Consider the following 17,481-nt stretch of genomic DNA (forward strand, 5'->3'; position numbering starts at 1 on the left):
GCCACCGACCGCCGGGAGGATGGGCGCATGACGCCGCCGCTCGGGCTCCTCCTCGACGTCGACGGGCCGGTGGCCGCCCCAGCGACGCGCACGGTGGCCCCGGCGCTGCTGGCCGACCTCGCCGCGCTGCTCGACGCCGGCATCCCCGTCGTCCTCAACACCGGCCGCTCGATCGACTTCGTCCGCGAGCACGTGCTCGGACCACTGGTCGCCGGCGGGCTGCCCGACCGGGCCCGGCTGCACGCGGTCTGCGAGAAGGGCGGTGCCTGGACGACGGCCCGCCCGACCGGTGTGGACGACGCAGGGCTCGACCTCTCGCTGCGGGTGCCCGAGGCCTGCTCCTCCCTGCTCGCCGAGCTGGCCGGCAGCTACCGCGACGCACTGTTCGTCGACGGCACGAAGCAGGTGATGGCGACCGTGGAGGCGCGCAGCGACGTGCCCCCTGCGCACTACCGGGAGAGGCAGCGCGCCTTCGACGCCGAGCTGCTGGCCGGGCTGACCGCCGCCGGCCTCGGTGTGCAGCTGGGCGAGGAGCGTGTCCCGGACGACGCCGGGCGCACCCCGTGGCGCATCGACCCGTCGGTCATCGCCACCGACGTCGAGGCGAGCGTCTCCGGCAAGGCGCTCGGCGCCCGGCGCGCGCTGGAGCTGCTCGCGGACGACGGCCCGTTGCCGACCGCCTGGCACACGGTCGGCGACTCCCGCTCGGACTACGCCATGGCCGACCAGCTGCACGAGCTGGGCCATGCGGTGACCCACGTCGACGTGGCCCCGCTCCCCCCGCTGCGCGACCGCCCCTATCCCGTCGTCACGGTGCCCGGGCTGGCCGACGCCGACGCCGGAGCCGCCCATCTGCGCTCGGTCCTCGCCGGCCTCCCCCGCTGACGTCGAGGGCCCGGCGCCGCAGGGGTGCGGTGCCGGGCCTCCGATCGGGTCAGAGGTACTGGCCGGTGTTCGTGGCCGTGTCGATCGCGCGGCCGGACTCGTTGCCCTTGCCGCTGATGAGCGTGCGGATGTAGACGATCCGCTCGCCCTTCTTGCCCGAGATCCGCGCCCAGTCGTCGGGGTTGGTCGTGTTGGGCAGGTCCTCGTTCTCCTTGAACTCGTCCACGCACGCCTGCATGAGGTGGCCGACCCGCAGACCCGACGTCCCGGTCTCCAGGTGCTCCTTGATCGCCATCTTCTTGCCGCGGTCGACGATGTTCTGCAGCATCGCGCCGGAGTTGAAGTCCTTGAAGTACAGGACCTCCTTGTCACCGTTGGCGTAGGTGACCTCGAGGAAGCGGTTCTCCTCGCTCTCGGTGTACATGCGCTCGACGGTCCGCTGGATCATCCCGGCGATCGTGGCTTCGCGGCTGCCGCCGTTCTCGGCCAGGTCGTCGGCGTTGATCGGCAGCGACGTCGTCAGGTACTTGCTGAAGATGTCGCGGGCCGCCTCGGCATCCGGGCGCTCGATCTTGATCTTCACGTCGAGCCGGCCGGGCCGCAGGATCGCCGGGTCGATCATGTCCTCGCGGTTGGAGGCGCCGATGACGATGACGTTCTCCAGGCCCTCGACGCCGTCGATCTCGCTGAGCAGCTGCGGCACGATCGTCGACTCGACGTCGGAGGACACCCCCGAACCACGGGTGCGGAAGATCGAGTCCATCTCGTCGAAGAAGACGATGACCGGCGTGCCCTCGCTGGCCTTCTCGCGCGCCCGCTGGAACACCAGGCGGATGTGCCGCTCGGTCTCGCCGACGTACTTGTTGAGCAGCTCGGGGCCCTTGATGTTGAGGAAGTAGGACTTCCCCTGGCTGGTGTCGTCGTCGCCGCGGACGGCCGCCACCTTCTTGGCCAGCGAGTTCGCGACCGCCTTGGCGATCAGCGTCTTGCCGCAGCCGGGCGGGCCGTACAGCAGGATGCCCTTCGGCGGGCGCAGCTCGTACTCGCGGAACAGGTCGGCGTGCAGGAACGGCAGCTCGACGGCGTCGCGGATCTGCTCGATCTGCCGCGACAGGCCCCCGATGTCCTCGTAGTCGATGTCGGGGACCTCTTCGAGGACGAGCTCCTCGACCTCGCTCTTGGGGATGCGCTCGTAGACGTAGCCCGAGCGGCTGTCCAGCAGCAGCGAGTCGCCGACGCGCAGCGGCTGGTCGGTGAGCGAGTCGGCGAGGTAGACCACGCGCTCCTCGTCGGTGTGCCCGATGACCAGCGCACGCCGGGTGACGCCGTCGACCGGCTCGAGCAGCTCCTTGAGCATGACGACGTCGCCCTGGCGCTCGAAAGACCGCGCCTCGACGACGTTCATCGCCTCGTTGAGCATGACCTCCTGGCCGACCCGCAGCTCCGCCACCTCGACGTTCGGGGAGACCGAGACCCGCAGCTTGCGGCCGCCGGTGAAGACGTCGACGGTGCCGTCGTCGTACCGGGTGAGGAAGACGCCGTAGCCCGACGGCGGCTGGCCGAGCCGGTCGACCTCCTCCTTGAGGGTCACCAGCTGCTCGCGGGCCTCCCGCAGCGTGCTGGCCAGCTTGTCGTTGCGCTCGGACAGGAACGCCGCGCGCCCCTCCGCCTCGCCGATGCGCTCCTCCAGCGCGCGCACCTGGCGCGGGCTGTCCGCCACCTTGCGGCGGAGCAGTCCGATCTCCTCCTCGAGGTAGGAGATCTGGGTGAGCAGCGCAGCGACGTCACGCTCGCGCCGCGCGTTCGTCTCGTCCGGACCCAGGCCCATCGCGCACCTCCGCACTTCCGGGGAGCCAGGACGCAAATCTATACACGCGGAACGACAGTTCGCCGTCGCCTCGCCAAGGCCCGGACGGGGTGCTAGTGGGCCTCTCAGTACTTCTGCGCGCGCCGCTGGCGGATGGGGGCCACGGTCCCGGCAGCCAGCCGGCGGCAGGTGACCAGGAAGGCTGTGTGGGCGACCATCCGGTGCTCCGGGCGCACCGCGAGGCCCACGGCGTGCCACGGGCGCAGCAGCGACTCCCAGGCGTGCGGCTCGGTCCAGACGCCCTGCTCCCGGAGCGCCTCGACGTAGGTGGACAGCTGCGTCGTGGTCGCGACGTAACCGACGAGGACGCCGCCGGGCCGCAGCGCCGCGGCGACGGTCGGCAGGACCGCCCACGGCTCGAGCATGTCGAGGACGACGCGGTCCACGACCTCCTCGGCGGGGTGGTCGGCCAGATCGCCCTGGCGCAGGCTCCAGTTGGCCGGGACCTCGCCGAAGAACGCGCCGACGTTGGCACGGGCGACGTCGAGGAAGTCCTCGCGCCGCTCGTAGCTGGTGAGCGAGCCCTCCGAGCCGACGGCGCGCAGCAGCGAGCAGCTCAGGGCGCCCGACCCCGCACCGGCCTCCAGCACCCGCATGCCGGGGCCGACGTCGCCGAACCCGACGATCTGGGCGGCGTCCTTGGGGTAGATGACCTGCGCGCCGCGCGGCATGGAGAGCACGTAGTCGGCCAGCAGCGGGCGCAGCGCCAGGTAGCCGGTGTTCGCCGTCGAGTGGACGACGGAGCCCTCGGGGGCGCCGATGAGGTCGTCGTGCTCGATCGCCCCGCGGTGGGTGTGGAACTGCTTCCCGGGCGTGAGGACGACGGTGTGGTGGCGGCCCTTGGGGTCGGTGAGCTGCACCCGGTCGCCGGCGACGAACGCACCCTCCACCGGCTCCGCACGCTGGGCGGGGACCTCCTCGGCCGCGTCCTCCGGCGCTGGCGCCGGGATCTCCTCCGGCGCGGGCTGCGCCTCCTCGACGACGTCGGTTCCCGGCTCCTGCTCGCTGTCCACGGACGGTCAGCGTACGGACGGTGCCGGTGTGACCCGGAACGCCGATCGGCGCGGGCGCTCGGAACTGTCGGAGGGGCGACCTAGCCTCGGACCCATGACGGCGATGGTGCAGACCGAACCCCGGGCCGACGCCTCCGCGGCAGCGGTCGCTCCGCCGGTCGAGGAGACCGCGGCGCCCCGTCGTCCCTCGCTGTCCCCCAGCCGCGCGGCGGACTTCAAGACCTGCCCGCTGCTCTACCGCTTCCGCACCATCGACCGGCTGCCCGAGAAGAAGAGCCTGGCGGCCGTGCGCGGCACGCTCGTGCACTCCGTCCTGGAGCGGCTGTACGACCTGCCGCCCGCCCAGCGGACCCCCGAGGGGGCCCTGGAGCTGCTGGAGCCGGCCTGGTCCGAGCTGCGCGAGGAACCGGGCATCGCCGAGCTGTTCCAGGTCGCCGACGACGCCGGCGCGGAGACCGACGTCAACGCGCCGGAGTCGGTTGAGGCGTGGCTGGCCTCGGCCGGGAAGCTGGTCGAGAAGTACTTCACCCTGGAGGACCCCCGCCGCCTGCAGCCCGAGGCGCGGGAGGAGCTCGTCGAGGTCACGCTGCCCGACGGGCTGCTGCTGCGCGGCTACGTGGACCGGCTCGACGTCGCCCCGAACGGCGCGCTGCGGGTGGTCGACTACAAGACCGGCTCGATGCCGCGCGAGGCGTTCGAGTCCAAGGCGCTGTTCCAGATGAAGTTCTACGCGCTGGTGCTCTGGCGCACCCGCGGCGTGGTCGCCGCGCAGCTCAAGCTGATCTACCTCGGCGGCAGCGGTGACGCGTTGACCTACGCCCCGGAGGAAGCCGAGCTGGTCCGCTTCGAGCGGACGCTGCTGGCGATCTGGTCGGCCATCGAGCGGGCCGTGGAGACCGGTGAGTTCCGGCCCAACAAGACGCGGCTCTGCGGTTGGTGCGACCACCAGGCGCTGTGCCCGGAGTTCGGCGGCACTCCCCCGCCGTTCCCCGCCGAGGCAGCCGCGGCGGCCGGCTGGCGCACCACGCTGCCGGTCTCGCCGGACTGACGGGGCCGCTGCGGCCCGGGCGCGCGTCGATGCCGCCTGGACCACCAGCGCCTGGGACACACTCCGCACCATGTGCGTCGCGGAACGCCTCGCCGTCCTGACCGCAGTGGACACGGCCCTCGCCGACCTGCCGCGACTGATCGCCGTGCTGTCCGACGCCGAGGACGACGCCGACGCGCTGCGGCGGCTGGGCCACGCCTACGACCTCACCGAGGTCCAGGCCCAGGCGGTGCTCGACGGCCAGTTCCTCCTGCTGTCCCGCCGCCACCGCGCCCGGCGCGCCGCCGAGATCCAGGCGCTGACCGAGGGGCTCGCCGGCGTGTGGGACCCGCCGCTGCACGTCCAGGCGGTCGTGCACTCCCCCACCGACGTCCGCGTCGTCCTCGCCGACGAGGAGCACCGGGTCCGCGGCACCGACCTGGAGGACTCACTGGACCGCCTCGTGCAGCTGGTCCGCGAGCGGCTGGCCGGCCCGCGCCGCCGCCGGGTCGTGATCACCACCGGCCTGGTCGACGGGCCGGTGCGCATCGAGCTGGACCCCACGGGGAACGTGCGATTCCGGCACGCCGACGAGGAGCCGGGGCCGGTCGTCAGCCCGTGACGCCGTCCAGCAGCTCCCGGGTGGCGTCGGCGTGGCCGGCGTGCCGGGCGGTCTCCTCGACGAGGTGGATCAGCACCCACCGGAGGTCGCGGCCGCTGTCGTCACGGGCCGGCGCGGTGATCGGCAGTAACCGCACCACCCGTTCCGTCGTGCGCGCCCGCTCCCGGTAGGCGGCCACCACGCCGGCGACGGTCAGCTCCGGGCCCGGCGCGAACTCCGCCTCGCTGCGGCTCGTGGCGCCACCCAGCATGGTGCCCTCGATCCAGCGCCACTCCACGTGCGTGAGGTGGTGGACGATGCCGAGCAGCGGGATGAGCTTCCCGTCGGGCCGCCACCGCGCCCGCTCCTCGTCGAGGTCCTCCACCTTCCGGAGCACCGACGTGCGCAGGTGGTCCAGCCACGCCAGCAGCAGCTCGCGCTCGTCGGCGAGCGGCGCGGGGTCCGGCAGGTCCTTGAGGACGGGCATGCCCGGAGGCTAGCCACGGCTCCCGACGGTTCAGGCCGGCGCGGAGACGCCGTCGCCCGCCGCCCGCACGTCGGCCAGCTCGGCCAGCCCGACGCCGGCGAGCGTCTCCCGCAGCGTCAGCCCCGGTGCCGGCGGCACCGGCTGCAGCGCGGGCACCCCGAGCACCGCCATCCCCGCGGCCAGCCCGGAGGTGACGCCCACGAGGGAGTCCTCGACGACGACGCAGGACGACGGCTCCACGCCGAGCGCGGCGGCCGCCTGCAGGTAGGGCGCGGGGTCGGGCTTGCGCGCCGCGACCTCGTCGCCGCAGACGGTCAGGTCGAACGGGTCGCCCCCGAGATCGGCGGTGATGCTGTCGAGCACGATGTCGGCCAGCCGGCGCGGCGTCGTCGTCACCAGCGCGGTGCTGAGCCCTGCCTCGCGGACCGACTCCAGCAGCTCGCGCGCGCCCGGCCGCCAGGGGATGCCGGTGGCCATCAGCTCGCCCGCCCGGTCCTCCACCCAGCGGGCGTCGGCGAGCAGCTGCTCCTCGGTGCGCTCGACGCCCAGATCGGCGTAGAGGACCTCCATCGAGCGGCGCATGGACGTCCCCACCGTCGCGGCCCGCGCCTCGGGCGACATGACGCCGCCCAGGGAGCCGGCCAGCTCGAACATCGCCTCGCCCCAGTACTCCTCGGTCTGGACGAGGGTGCCGTCCATGTCGAACAGGACGGCGGCGAGATCGGACGGCATGTGGACGGCTGTTCCCTCTGGTCGTGGCCCCCCGGTCGGCGGGTGGACTCCGGCTCCGAGTGTCCCAGCCGGGACACCGCGCCTCCCTCGTCGGGGGTAGGTCGCGGGAAAGGTGCTGCCCGTCCCTTGAGCATCTGCTAACCCGCGACGATGACCGGCGGGTGAGGACTTCCACGGCAGAGCCGGTGGTGCGCGACCTCGCCTCTCCGCGGGCGATGGCGCACACGCTGGCGCTGTTCTTCGTCGCCGGTGGCGCCGCGGCCGTGCTGGCCGCCGGTGGCGGGGCCGACCAGCCGGGGCGCCGGTGGGTCGTCGCCGGGGCCGGCCTGCTGGCGCTGACGGTCGGCTCGGCGCTGTTCCGCTGGGGCGTCGCCCTCCCCCGCGTGGTCCTCGGCGGCCTCGTCACGGTGGGCTGCGCGCTGATCAGCCTCGTCGTCCTCGTCAGCCCCGACCCGACCACCGCCGTGGTCTGCGCGTCGATCAGCGCCTTCGTGGGCGTCATGGCCTGCTTCTTCGCCGACCACCGGGTCGCGGTCGGCCACGTGGTCACCGCCGTCGGCGGCACCTCCGCGGCGCTGCTGCTGCGCGGTGACGCGCCGGCCGCCTGCGCCGGTGCGCTGGCGGTCGTCGTCGTCACCCTCGCCGTCGTCACCCGGACCCTGGTCCTGCGGGCCTCGGACGCCGGCTCCGACGCCCTCACGGGCCTGGCCAACCGGCGCGGGTTCGACGAGGCGCTCGACGAGCACACGCGGCGTTCCGACGTCAGGTTGGCGGCGGGCCTGCTGGACCTCGACCACTTCAAGCAGATCAACGACACCGACGGTCACGAGGCCGGGGACCGGCTGCTGCGCCGGGTCGCCGACTGCTGGCGGCAGGCGCTGCCCACCGGGGCGATGCTCGCCCGGCACGGCGGCGACGAGTTCGCCCTGCTGATGCCGGGGCTGTCCGGCCCGGAGGCGCTGGCCCTGGTCCAGCACCTCTGCTCCCTGGTGCCCGACGTCAGCGTCTCCGCCGGCGTCACCGAGCGCTGCTCCGGCGACACCGCCGCGCAGCTGATGCGCCGCGCCGACCTGGCGCTCTACCAGGTCAAGGCGGCAGGCCGCGGCGCGGCGGCGCTGCACACGGCCGACGCCTGACCGGTCAGGCCGCGCGCGTGTCCACGAGCCGCGCGAAGGCGATGACGTTGTCCTCGTAGCTGCGGGCACCGGAGTCGAAGTCGCCGCCGCAGGTGATCAGCCGCAGCTGCGCGTCGTCGGTGTTGCCGTAGACCTCGATGGTCGGGAACTCGTCCTTGGGGTGGCGTTCCACCCGGTCGACGGCGAACACCGCCACGGTGCCGTCGGCGCGGGTCACCGTCACCTCGGCACCGGGCTCGAGGGCGCCGAGGTCGAAGAAGATGCCGGGTCCGTGCTCGGCAGAGTCGACGTGCCCGAGGATCGCCGAGGGGCCGACGGCTCCCGGCGCGGGGCCGCGCTCGTACCAGCCGGCCTGGTCGTCGGGTCCCAGGGGCGGGACCTCGACGGTGCCGTCGTCGTTGAGCCCGAGCCGCAGCAGGTCGCTGGTCACCCCGATGGACGGGATGCCGATCGAGACCGGCTCGGCCACCTGGTCCTGCGGGGGTGCCGCCTCATCCGCCGGCTCCTCGCTCGGAGATGGGCCGGCGGGCACGCGGTCGACGGGCGTCTCGCTGCCGGTCGCCGCCGCAGGCCGCGGGGCCTCCTGCTGCCCGGTCACGGCGACCGCGACGGCGACCACCGCCACGAGGACGAGGGCGACGGCCAGCGCCGCCCAGGTACGGGCGCTCGGGCGTCGGCCGGTCTGCTCGGTCACAGCGGTCCTTCCGGGGTGTTCCGGGGTGGGGGTGCGGGTCGGGGTCGTGCGGGAGGGAGATCCCTCCCGCACGACCCCGTGCCGGATCAGGCCTGCTCGGCCTGGCGACGGCGGTAGGCGACAGCACCCGCCGCAGCCGCACCGGTCAGCGCGACGGCGCCGATGCCGAAGGCGGCCTGGTTCTCGGTGCCGGCGGTGCTACCGGCACCGGTCTCGGCGCCGCCCTTGGGCGCGGTGCCCATCTGCGCGGTGTCCAGGGCGCCGCACGCGACCGGAGCGGTAGCCTCCATGGGCAGCTTCGGGTCGAGGTCGCTCTTGACGTCGCCGTCGTACGTGCCGCTGCCGTTCTGGTCGAAGCCGTGCAGCACCAGGACGGCGGTGCCGGCCTCGAACGCCGCGTGGACGTCCGGGGTGACCTCGAAGGTGCGGTTGTAGCTGATCGAGCCACCCTCGGCGGTCGGGAAGCGGTCGACGGCCAGGCCGCTGTCGGGGCTGGTGTCGCCGGTCGTGGTCAGCGACGTGCCGATGGCGCCGTAGGCGGCCGTGCCCTCGCTCGTGCTGAGGAAGGCGTCCCCGTCCTTGTTGTCAGCGTCGGTCGGGCAGGTGCCCTGCGCGCCGATGTGGAAGTGCTGGGCGTGCGGTGCCCCCGCCAGCAGCCCCTTCGCCTCGATCACGACGGTCGCGGTGTTGCCGTCCAGCGTCACCATGCCGGTGCCCGTGACGCCCGACTTGTTCAGGGTGCCCAGAGAGGCCTGGTAGCTGCTGCTGCCCTCGTGGGCGGAGGCCGTGGACATGGCCATGAGCGGGAATGCCGCGGCGGCGATGGCGACCGTCGGAAGTGCGAATGCCTTGCGCATGGAGTGCTCCTGTTCGGTGGAGGGACCGGATCAGCGGACGGCTTCCCAGGCGGGGATCGTGTCCCGCCGCCGCTGTGACCCGCTCCTCATTCGGCACCGACCAGGGGTTCGGTTCGGTCACAGTCGAAAAAGATCGCGACCGGCCCGTCCAACCGGGATCGCGGTCGGTTCCGAATGCCTGGCATGACCGTTCCGCCCGCTGCCGGTGCCCCGCCCGTCCGTCGGGCGGTCCTCGCCCTGCTCGGTGCGGCGGCGAGCCTGCTGCTGCTGGGCATCGGGGCCCCGCCGGCGGCGGCGCACGACGGGCTGGTGGGCAGCAGCCCGGCCGCGGAGGGCTCCCTGCCGACGGGACCGGCCGCGGTGGAGCTGGAGTTCAGCGCCGAGCCCCTGCCGCTCGGGACCGAGGTCCTCGTCGCCGGCCCGGACGGCGGCCCGGTGTCCGAGGGCCCCGCCGAGATCCGCGGCACCACCGTCGTCCAGCCGCTGACCGACGGCCTCGCGGCGGGCGCGTACACCGTCGATTGGCGCAGCACCTCCTCGGACGGCCATCCGCTGTCGGGGACGTTCGGCTTCACCGTGACCGAGGGCGCCGCCGCTGCGTCGCCCGGCACCCGGCCCGCCGCGGCCGCCGAGACAGCCGCCGGGGACGACGGCGGCTTCCCGGCCTGGCCGGTCGCGGGTGCGGCCCTGCTCGCCGGGATCGCGGTCCTGGCCGTCCGCCGCTGGCGGAGAACCGCGTGAGCATCCGCGAGCCGGACGTCGCGGCCCCCCCGGCCTCCTCGCCCACCGCCACGCCGCTGTGGGCCCGGCGGCCGGTGCTCGTCGTCGCCGGAGCAGTGGCGCTGACCGGCGTCCTGCTGTGGGCCTACGCGGTCGGTGGCGCCGGTCCGTCGGAACCGTCCGGTGGATCGACGGCCCGGTTCGCTGCCGTGGCCACGCTGATCTCCCGCATCGCCGCGGTGGGCACGGTCGGTGCGCTCCTCGCCGCCGCGGTGCTCCTGCCGGCTCCGGGCGGCCGGCTCTCACCGGCGGCCAGACGTGCCACCATGGCCGCCGCCGCCTGGTCCGCGGGCTGGGCGGTGGCGACCGGGATCGGCGCCTACCTGAGCACCTCGGTCCTGGTCGGGGTGGCGCCGACGTCCCTGCCCTTGTCCTCGCTGCAGGTGTTCCTCCTGCAGACCGGCGCCGGCCGGTCAGCCCTGGTCGTCGCGGTGCTCACCGCCCTGATCGCCGCCACCGCTGGACGCTGCACCACACCTGCGGCCGCCCGCCTCCTGCTGGGCGCCGCCCTGGTCGCGCTCGTGGTCCCGGTCGTCCTCAGCGGGCACTCCGCCGCCGACGACCACCTGGTGACGGTGACGACGCTCGCCGTCCACGTCACGGCCGCGACCCTCTGGATCGGCGGCCTGCTGGCGGTGCTCGTCGCCGGGCGGGGAGCGGCGGACCCTGCGGTCGGCCGCTACAGCGCGCTCGCCCTCGTGTGCTTCGGAGCCACCGCGGCCTCGGGCGCGCTGGCCGCGTGGCTCCTCCTGGCCGGCAGCGACGGGCTGGGCGCTGCGGTGGGCACCGGTTACGGGTGGCTGCTGCTGGCGAAGACGACAGGGCTCGCGGTGCTCGGTGTCGTCGGCTGGCAGCACCGCCGGCACACCCTGTCGGAGCTCCGTGCCGGGCGCCCCGGCAGCTTCCGCCGCTTCGCGGTCGTCGAGCTGCTGGTCATGCTGGCCACCGTCGCCGTCGCGGTCGCCCTGGCCGCCTCCCCTCCCCCGACGGCCCGCGCGGCCGAGGCGGGCGGTCCGGCCGCGCCGGCAGCCGAAGCCGGCCCCTCGGCCGACCCGATGGCCGGGCACGACCACGGCGAGCTCTCGGTGGGCGTGCTCGTCGACGAGGAGCGCTTCCACGTCCCCGCGCCGGTGACCGCCGGGTCGCGGGTGAGCGTGTTCAACGGCACCGATCAGCAGGTGACCCTCACCGCGGAGGACGGCTCGTTCGACGTCGTCGTCCCCGGTGGCAGCCTGCTGACCTTCGAGGCCCCGGCGGACCCGGGCGACTACGCGTTCACCAGCCGCCACGACGACACCTTCACCGACGTCCTCACGGTGAGGTAATGGAACGGCCCGGGTGCAGGGCCCCACCGCGAGCCTGCGAGCGGTGGGGGGCACCCGGGTCCTTCACTCGTTCTCCGTGCGGTAGCCGAGGTTGGGCGAGAGCCACTTCTCCGCCTCGTCGACCGTCCAGCCCTTGCGCCGGGCGTAGTCCTCGACCTGGTCGCGCCCGACCCGGCCCAGCACGAAGTACCGCGACTCCGGGTGGGAGAAGTACAACCCGCTGACCGCCGCACCCGGCCACATGGCCAGGCTCTCGGTCAGCTCGATGCCGGTGGTCGCCTCGACGTCGAGCAGCTCCCAGATGGTCCGCTTCTCGGTGTGCTCCGGGCAGGCCGGGTAGCCGGGGGCCGGCCGGATGCCGACGTACTTCTCGGCGATGAGCTCCTGGTTGTCGCGGGACTCGTCCGGCGCGTAGCCCCAGAACTCCTTGCGCACCCGCTCGTGCAGCCGCTCGGCGAACGCCTCGGCCAGCCGGTCGGCCAGCGCCTCGAGCATGATCGCGCTGTAGTCGTCGTTGTCCTTCTTGAACGCCATCACGCGCTCGGTGGACCCGAGACCCGCGGTCACCGCGAAGGCACCGACGTAGTCGGCCAGCCCGCTCCCCCGGGGCGCCACGAAGTCGGCGAGCGACTTGCGCGGCGAGCCGTCGCGGCCCTCGGTCTGCTGCCGCAGCTGGTGCAGCGTGGTGCGCGCCTCCGTGCGCGACTCGTCGGTGTAGACCTCGATGTCCTCGCCGTCGACCCGGTTGGCCGGGAACAGCCCGAAGACGCCGCTGGCGCGCAGCCACTTCTCGGCGACGATCCGGTCGAGCATCTCCTGGGCGTCCTCGTAAAGCCGCCGGGCCGCCTCACCGGTGGTCGGGTTGTGCAGGATGTCGGGGAACCGCCCGCGCATCTCCCACGCGTTGAAGAACGGCTGCCAGTCGATGTAGCCGCGCAGCTCCTCCAGCGGGTAGTCGTGGAAGTGCCGGACGAACTGCGTGGCGCCGTCGCGCTCCACGCCGCAGTCCGGGCCGGAGCAGACGTCCTTGGCCTGCTGCAGCAGCATCCGCGGCCGCGGCGGCGTGTAGCCGGCCCAGTCGATCGGCGTCGCGGCGGCGCGCGCCTGCTCGATCGGCAGCAGCTTCCGGCTGTCCTGGCGCGCGGCGTGCCGCTCGCGCAGCTCGGCGTACTCCTGGTCGGTCCTGGCGACCAGGCCCGGACGCTGCTCGTCGGACAGGAGCGCGGCGACGACCGGGACCGACCGCGACGCGTCCTTCACCCAGATCACCGGGCCGGAGTACTTCTGCGCGACCTTGACCGCGGTGTGCGCGCGCGATGTCGTCGCCCCGCCCAGCAGCAGCGGGATCTCGAAGCCCTGCCGCTCCATCTCCGAGGCCAGGTTCACCATCTCGTCCAGCGACGGCGTGATGAGCCCGGAGACGCCGATGATGTCGGCCCCCTCCAGCTTGGCCGCGTCCAGGATCTTCTGGGCCGGCACCATCACGCCGAGGTCGACGACGTCGTAGTTGTTGCACTGCAGCACGACGCCGACGATGTTCTTGCCGATGTCGTGGACGTCGCCCTTCACGGTGGCCATGACGACCTTGCCGTTGCTGCGCTCGGCGTCGCCCGGCTTCTTCTCCGCCTCGATGAACGGGATCAGGTAGGCGACGGCCTTCTTCATCACGCGCGCGGACTTCACGACCTGCGGCAGGAACATCTTGCCGGCGCCGAACAGGTCGCCGACGACGTTCATGCCGTCCATCAGGGGGCCCTCGATGACCTCGATGGGCCGTCCGCCGCGGGCGGAGATCTCCTGGCGCAGCTCCTCGGTGTCGGACTCGACGTCGGCGTCGATGCCCTTGACCAGGGCGTGGGTGATCCGCTCCCCCACCGGCAGCGACCGCCACTCCTCGGTCGCCACCTCCTTGGCCGCGCCGTCGCCGGCGTAGTCCCCGGCGATCTCCAGCAGCCGCTCGGTGCTGTCGGGACGGCGGTTGAGGATCACGTCCTCGATCCGCTCGCGCAGCTCCGCGGGCACCTCGTCGTAGACCTCGATGGCGCCGGCGTTGACGATCGCCATGTCCAGCCCGGCCTGGATCGCGTGGTAGAGGAAGACGGCGTGGATCGCCTCGCGCACCGGGTTGTTGCCGCGGAAGGAGAACGACACGTTCGAGACGCCGCCGGACACCAGCGCGCCGGGCAGGTTCTGCTTGATCCAGCGGGTGGCCTCGATGAAGTCCAGGCCGTAGTTGGCGTGCTCCTCGATGCCCGTGGCGACGGCGAAGATGTTCGGGTCGAAGATGATGTCCTCGGCCGGGAAGCCCACCTGCTCGGTGAGCACCTCGTACGCCCGGCGGCAGACCGCGATCCGCCGCTCCAGGTCGTCGGCCTGCCCCTGCTCGTCGAAGGCCATGACGACCACGGCGGCGCCGTGCTTGCGGCACAGCCGGGCGTGCTCGACGAACTCCTCCTCGCCGTTCTTCATGGAGATGGAGTTGACGATCGCCTTGCCCTGGATGTTCTTGAGGCCGGCCTCCATCACCTCCCACTTGGAGGAGTCGACCATCACCGGCACGCGCGAGATGTCGGGCTCGGCGGCGATCAGCTTGGTGAAGCGGTCCATCGCCTCGACGCCGTCGATCATCCCCTCGTCCATGTTGACGTCGATGACCTGCGCGCCGGCCTCCACCTGCTGGCGGGCCACGGCGAGGGCGGCCGGGTAGTCGCCGGCCTTGATCAGGTTCCGGAAGCGGGCCGAGCCGGTGATGTTGGTGCGCTCGCCGACGTTGACGAACAGCGACTCCTCGGTCACGGTCACCGGCTCGAGACCCGACAGCCGCAGCGCCGGAGCCACCACGGGCGGGGTCCGCGGCGCCGCGCCCTCGACGGCTGCGGCGATCGCGGCGATGTGCGCCGGCGTGGTGCCGCAGCAGCCGCCCACGAGGTTCACGAAGCCGCTGGCGGCGAACTCCCCGATGATCGCCGCGGTCTCCTCCGGCGACTCGTCGTACTCCCCGAAGGCGTTGGGCAGCCCGGCGTTGGGATAGCAGGAGATGAAGGTGTCCGCGACGCGCGAGATCTCGGCGATGTAGGGCCGCATCTCCTTGGCGCCCAGCGCGCAGTTGAGCCCGACCAGCAGCGGCCTGACGTGCCGCACCGAGTGCCAGAACGCCTCGGTGACCTGGCCCGACAGGGTGCGGCCCGAGGCGTCGGTGATGGTGCCGGAGATCAGCACCGGCCAGCGGCGGCCGCGCTCCTCGAACAGCGTCTCCAGCGCGAAGATCGCCGCCTTGGCGTTGAGCGTGTCGAAGATGGTCTCGACCAGCAGGGCGTCGGCGCCGCCGTCGACCAGGCCGTTCGCCTGCTCCAGGTAGGCCTCGACCAGCTCGTCGTAGCTGACGTTGCGGGCTCCGGGGTCGTTGACGTCCGGGGAGATGGACGCCGTCCGGCTGGTGGGACCGATGGCGCCGACGACGTAGCGCGGCCTGTCCGGCGTGCGCGCGGTCATCGAGTCGCACTCCGCGCGGGCGAGGCGGGCCGAGGCGACGTTCAGCTCGTAGGCGAGCTCCTGCATGCCGTAGTCCGACAACGAGATCGACGTCGCGTTGAAGGTGTTCGTCTCGATCAGGTCGGCGCCGGCCTCGAGGTACTCGCGGTGGATGCCGGCGATGATCTGCGGCTGGGTGAGGCTCAGCAGGTCGTTGTTGCCCTGCACGTCGGCCGGCCAGTCGGCGAAGCGCTCACCGCGGTAGCCGGCCTCGTCGGGCCGGTCCCGCTGGATCGCCGTCCCCATGGCGCCGTCGAGGACGAGGATGCGCTGCTGCAGCGCGGCGGTGAGCGCCGCGGTGACGTCGGGCCGGAGGGCTGGTGAATCGGACACGGCGGATCCCCAAGGACGATCTCGATGGGCATGCGGACTGCGTCCCCGGGTGGAGGAGCTCCGTCACCCCGGCGGGCTGGCCCAGGCCTGGGCGTCCCCGATGTCGGCCCCATGCTCTCATCTCCACCCCCGCGAGGGCAGCAGGCGTGGGTTCCGGGACCCGCGGGGCACCGGCCACCCGGGGCGCACGCGCGATCGACGTAGGCTGGCAGGGGTGACCGACCCGATGTCCAGTGCTGATGACCTGCCGCAGCTCACCGACCCGCTGGTCGTCGTCGCCTTCGAGGGCTGGAACGACGCGGGCGACGCCGCGACGGGCGCCATCGAGCACCTGGAGCTGATCTGGGACGCCAAGCCGCTCGCCGCGCTGGACCCCGAGGACTACTACGACTTCCAGGTCAACCGGCCCACCGTCTCCCTGGTGGGCGGGGTGAGCCGCCGCATCGAGTGGCCGACCACCCGCATCTCCGTCGCGCGGCCCGAGGGGCTCGACCGCGACATCGTCCTCATCCGCGGCATCGAGCCCAACATGCGCTGGCGCGGCTTCTGCGAGGAGCTCCTCGAGATCCTCGAGGAGCTGGACGTGAGCATGGTCGTGGCGCTGGGAGCCCTGCTGGCCGACACACCGCACACCCGTCCCACCCCGGTGACCGGCTCGGCCTACGACAGCGAGTCGGCGCAGGCCTACGGCCTGGAGACCTCCCGGTACGAGGGACCCACCGGCATCCTCGGCGTCTTCCAGGACGCGTGCGTCCAGGCCGGCCTGCCCGCGATCAGCTTCTGGGCCGCGGTCCCGCACTACGTGTCGCAGCCGCCGTCCCCTCGGGCCACCGTCGCGCTGCTGACGCGGCTCGAGGAGGTCCTGGAGACCGCGGTGCCGCTGGGCGCCCTCCCGGCCCAGGCCGACGAGTGGGTGAAGACCGTCGACGAGATGGCCAACGAGGACGCCGAGGTCGTCGAGTACGTCCGCTCGCTGGAGGAGCGGGCCACCAAGGACGACCTGTCCCAGGCCAACGGCGACACCATCGCCCGGGAGTTCGAGCGCTACCTCCGCCGTCGGGGAACCGCGGGCGGCGCCTGAACCCGGCCTCCGCCCGCCCCGGGGCGGGCGCGGAGCGTGCCCGTCAGGCGTAGAGCTCCTCGAGGTCGGTGAGCATCAGCTCGGTGGCGAGCGGCCCGTGGAAGAACCAGTGCACGCCGACGTCGATCACCGAACCGCCCTGCACGGCCGACAGCAGCGGGTACAGCGGCGATGACTCCAGCTCGCGGCGCAGCCGGTCGACCTCCGCCGGCTCCCCGAAGGCGTTGACCAGCAGCACGTCCCCGTCCAGGCGGCCGAACTCCTCGGCCGAGGGGAACTCGAAGTTCTCGATCCCCTGCTGCGCAGCGGGGCGGCTGAAGCCGACATCGAGCAGCAGCGCTCCTGCGGCTCGCCGGTCCCCGATGATGCCGACACCGTCGCCGGCCAGGATCGAGACCAGGGACACCTCGGTGTCGCCCGGACTCCCGATGGCCTCTCCGAGGGCCGCGACCCGCCGGTCGTACTCCTCGAGGGCCTCGGCTGCCCGGTCCTCCAGACCGAGTGCGTCAGCGTGCCGGGTGACGGCGTCCTGCCACGCCACGGGCACCTGGGTGTCGATCGCCACGAAGGGTGCGATGTCGCCGAGCGCGGCCGCGCTCTCGGTGTCCGGGTTGCCGAAGACGAGGTCGGGCTCGAGCCCGGCGATCGTCTCGAGGGCGGGCTCCTGGAACGTGCCGATGTCGGGCAGGTCGACCGCACCGCCGCCCAGGTACTCGGGCAGCTCCTCGACGCCGGTCACCGCGATCGGCTCGACGCCGAGGAAGCGGAGGATCTCGTAGCTGAAGTAGTTGGTGGCCACGATCCGCTCGGCGTCGACCGGCACGCACACGGTGCCCTCGTCGCTCGCGAAGTCGGTGCAGCCGGGCGCGGCGGCCTCCTCGGCGCCCGCGCACGAGGTGAGGACGAGCGCACCGGCGACGAGGCCGGCGAGGCGGGTGCCCCGTCGGGCCGGGGGTGCGCTGCGGATCGGGCTGAGGGTCACGGAACGCCCATCGCTCGGGTCGCGGCCGGCGAGCGATGCCGGCGGAAGTCGTCGGTGTGAGGTTAGGGCACCCTAAGTGCGACTCGTCGCGCGGGGGTCGCGCAGCTCAGGCCGCGGCCAGCCGGCGGACGAGGGCCACCAGCACGATCC

15 protein-coding genes are annotated in these 17,481 nt (G+C 73.2%); 7 read left to right on the forward strand and 8 right to left on the reverse strand.

The genetic code is table 11. From position 1 onward, the window contains the following. Nucleotides 1-27: 27 nt before the first annotated feature. A complete protein-coding gene (locus tag DQ244_RS11835) occupies nt 28-885 on the forward strand; it encodes a hypothetical protein (RefSeq protein WP_113811689.1) in 858 nt (285 codons plus the stop codon). A gap of 49 nt (nt 886-934) precedes the next feature. On the opposite strand, the gene arc is transcribed toward DQ244_RS11835, so the two are convergent. Further along, on the reverse strand, nt 935-2,713 hold the full coding sequence (arc, locus tag DQ244_RS11840) for a proteasome ATPase (RefSeq protein ID WP_113811690.1): 1,779 nt from the start codon (nt 2,711-2,713) through the stop codon (nt 935-937). A gap of 104 nt (nt 2,714-2,817) precedes the next feature. After that, entirely contained in the window at nt 2,818-3,642 is an 825-nt protein-coding gene (locus DQ244_RS11845) for a tRNA (adenine-N1)-methyltransferase (RefSeq protein WP_113812014.1), read from the reverse strand. A gap of 217 nt (nt 3,643-3,859) precedes the next feature. Between DQ244_RS11845 and DQ244_RS11850 the strand changes: the two genes are divergently transcribed. Further along, nucleotides 3,860-4,813 (forward strand): PD-(D/E)XK nuclease family protein, encoded by a 954-nt coding sequence (locus DQ244_RS11850; RefSeq protein WP_113811691.1) that lies wholly within the window; start codon nt 3,860-3,862, stop codon nt 4,811-4,813. 70 nt (nt 4,814-4,883) lie between these two features. Then, nucleotides 4,884-5,414 (forward strand): hypothetical protein, encoded by a 531-nt coding sequence (locus DQ244_RS11855; RefSeq protein ID WP_113811692.1) that lies wholly within the window; start codon nt 4,884-4,886, stop codon nt 5,412-5,414. Here the strand turns inward: DQ244_RS11855 and DQ244_RS11860 are convergent. Both DQ244_RS11860 and DQ244_RS11865 read right to left on the reverse strand, forming a co-directional pair. Then, nucleotides 5,404-5,880, reverse strand: coding sequence for a DUF664 domain-containing protein (locus tag DQ244_RS11860; protein ID WP_113811693.1), 477 nt, complete (start codon nt 5,878-5,880; stop codon nt 5,404-5,406). The genes DQ244_RS11855 and DQ244_RS11860 overlap by 11 nt on opposite strands. A gap of 30 nt (nt 5,881-5,910) precedes the next feature. After that, the gene (locus DQ244_RS11865; RefSeq protein ID WP_113811694.1) at nt 5,911-6,612 is read right to left on the reverse strand and encodes an HAD family phosphatase; all 702 of its coding nucleotides are present in this window, start codon (nt 6,610-6,612) and stop codon (nt 5,911-5,913) included. Between the two features lie 161 nt (nt 6,613-6,773). Between DQ244_RS11865 and DQ244_RS11870 the strand changes: the two genes are divergently transcribed. Continuing rightward, nucleotides 6,774-7,748 carry a GGDEF domain-containing protein gene (locus DQ244_RS11870; protein ID WP_147251513.1) on the forward strand — a complete coding sequence of 325 codons (975 nt, stop codon included), beginning with the start codon at nt 6,774-6,776 and terminating at the stop codon, nt 7,746-7,748. A 4-nt stretch (nt 7,749-7,752) separates the two neighbouring features. On the opposite strand, the gene DQ244_RS11875 is transcribed toward DQ244_RS11870, so the two are convergent. Next, the gene (locus DQ244_RS11875; protein ID WP_113811696.1) at nt 7,753-8,442 is read right to left on the reverse strand and encodes a class F sortase; all 690 of its coding nucleotides are present in this window, start codon (nt 8,440-8,442) and stop codon (nt 7,753-7,755) included. Nucleotides 8,443-8,528: 86 nt separating this feature from the next. After that, entirely contained in the window at nt 8,529-9,299 is a 771-nt protein-coding gene (locus DQ244_RS11880) for a hypothetical protein (protein ID WP_113811697.1), read from the reverse strand. A gap of 183 nt (nt 9,300-9,482) precedes the next feature. On the opposite strand from DQ244_RS11880, the gene DQ244_RS11885 reads away from it, so the two are divergent. Beyond that, a complete protein-coding gene (locus tag DQ244_RS11885) occupies nt 9,483-10,040 on the forward strand; it encodes a copper resistance protein CopC (RefSeq protein WP_158544539.1) in 558 nt (185 codons plus the stop codon). Beyond that, on the forward strand, nt 10,037-11,404 hold the full coding sequence (locus tag DQ244_RS11890) for a copper resistance D family protein (protein WP_113811699.1): 1,368 nt from the start codon (nt 10,037-10,039) through the stop codon (nt 11,402-11,404). The genes DQ244_RS11885 and DQ244_RS11890 overlap by 4 nt, the downstream gene beginning before the upstream one ends. Nucleotides 11,405-11,467: 63 nt before the next feature. Here DQ244_RS11890 and metH read toward each other — a convergent pair whose 3' ends face one another. Beyond that, entirely contained in the window at nt 11,468-15,268 is a 3,801-nt protein-coding gene (metH, locus tag DQ244_RS11895) for a methionine synthase (protein ID WP_113811700.1), read from the reverse strand. Nucleotides 15,269-15,482: 214 nt separating this feature from the next. On the opposite strand from metH, the gene DQ244_RS11900 reads away from it, so the two are divergent. Continuing rightward, nucleotides 15,483-16,349, forward strand: a complete 867-nt coding sequence (locus DQ244_RS11900; RefSeq protein ID WP_233491346.1) for a PAC2 family protein — start codon at nt 15,483-15,485, stop codon at nt 16,347-16,349. A 43-nt stretch (nt 16,350-16,392) separates the two neighbouring features. Here DQ244_RS11900 and DQ244_RS11905 read toward each other — a convergent pair whose 3' ends face one another. Continuing rightward, entirely contained in the window at nt 16,393-17,331 is a 939-nt protein-coding gene (locus tag DQ244_RS11905; RefSeq protein ID WP_113811701.1) for an iron-siderophore ABC transporter substrate-binding protein, read from the reverse strand. Nucleotides 17,332-17,481 lie beyond the last annotated feature (150 nt).

This window comes from Blastococcus sp. TBT05-19 (assembly GCF_003319095.1).
Lineage (GTDB): Bacteria > Actinomycetota > Actinomycetes > Mycobacteriales > Geodermatophilaceae > Blastococcus.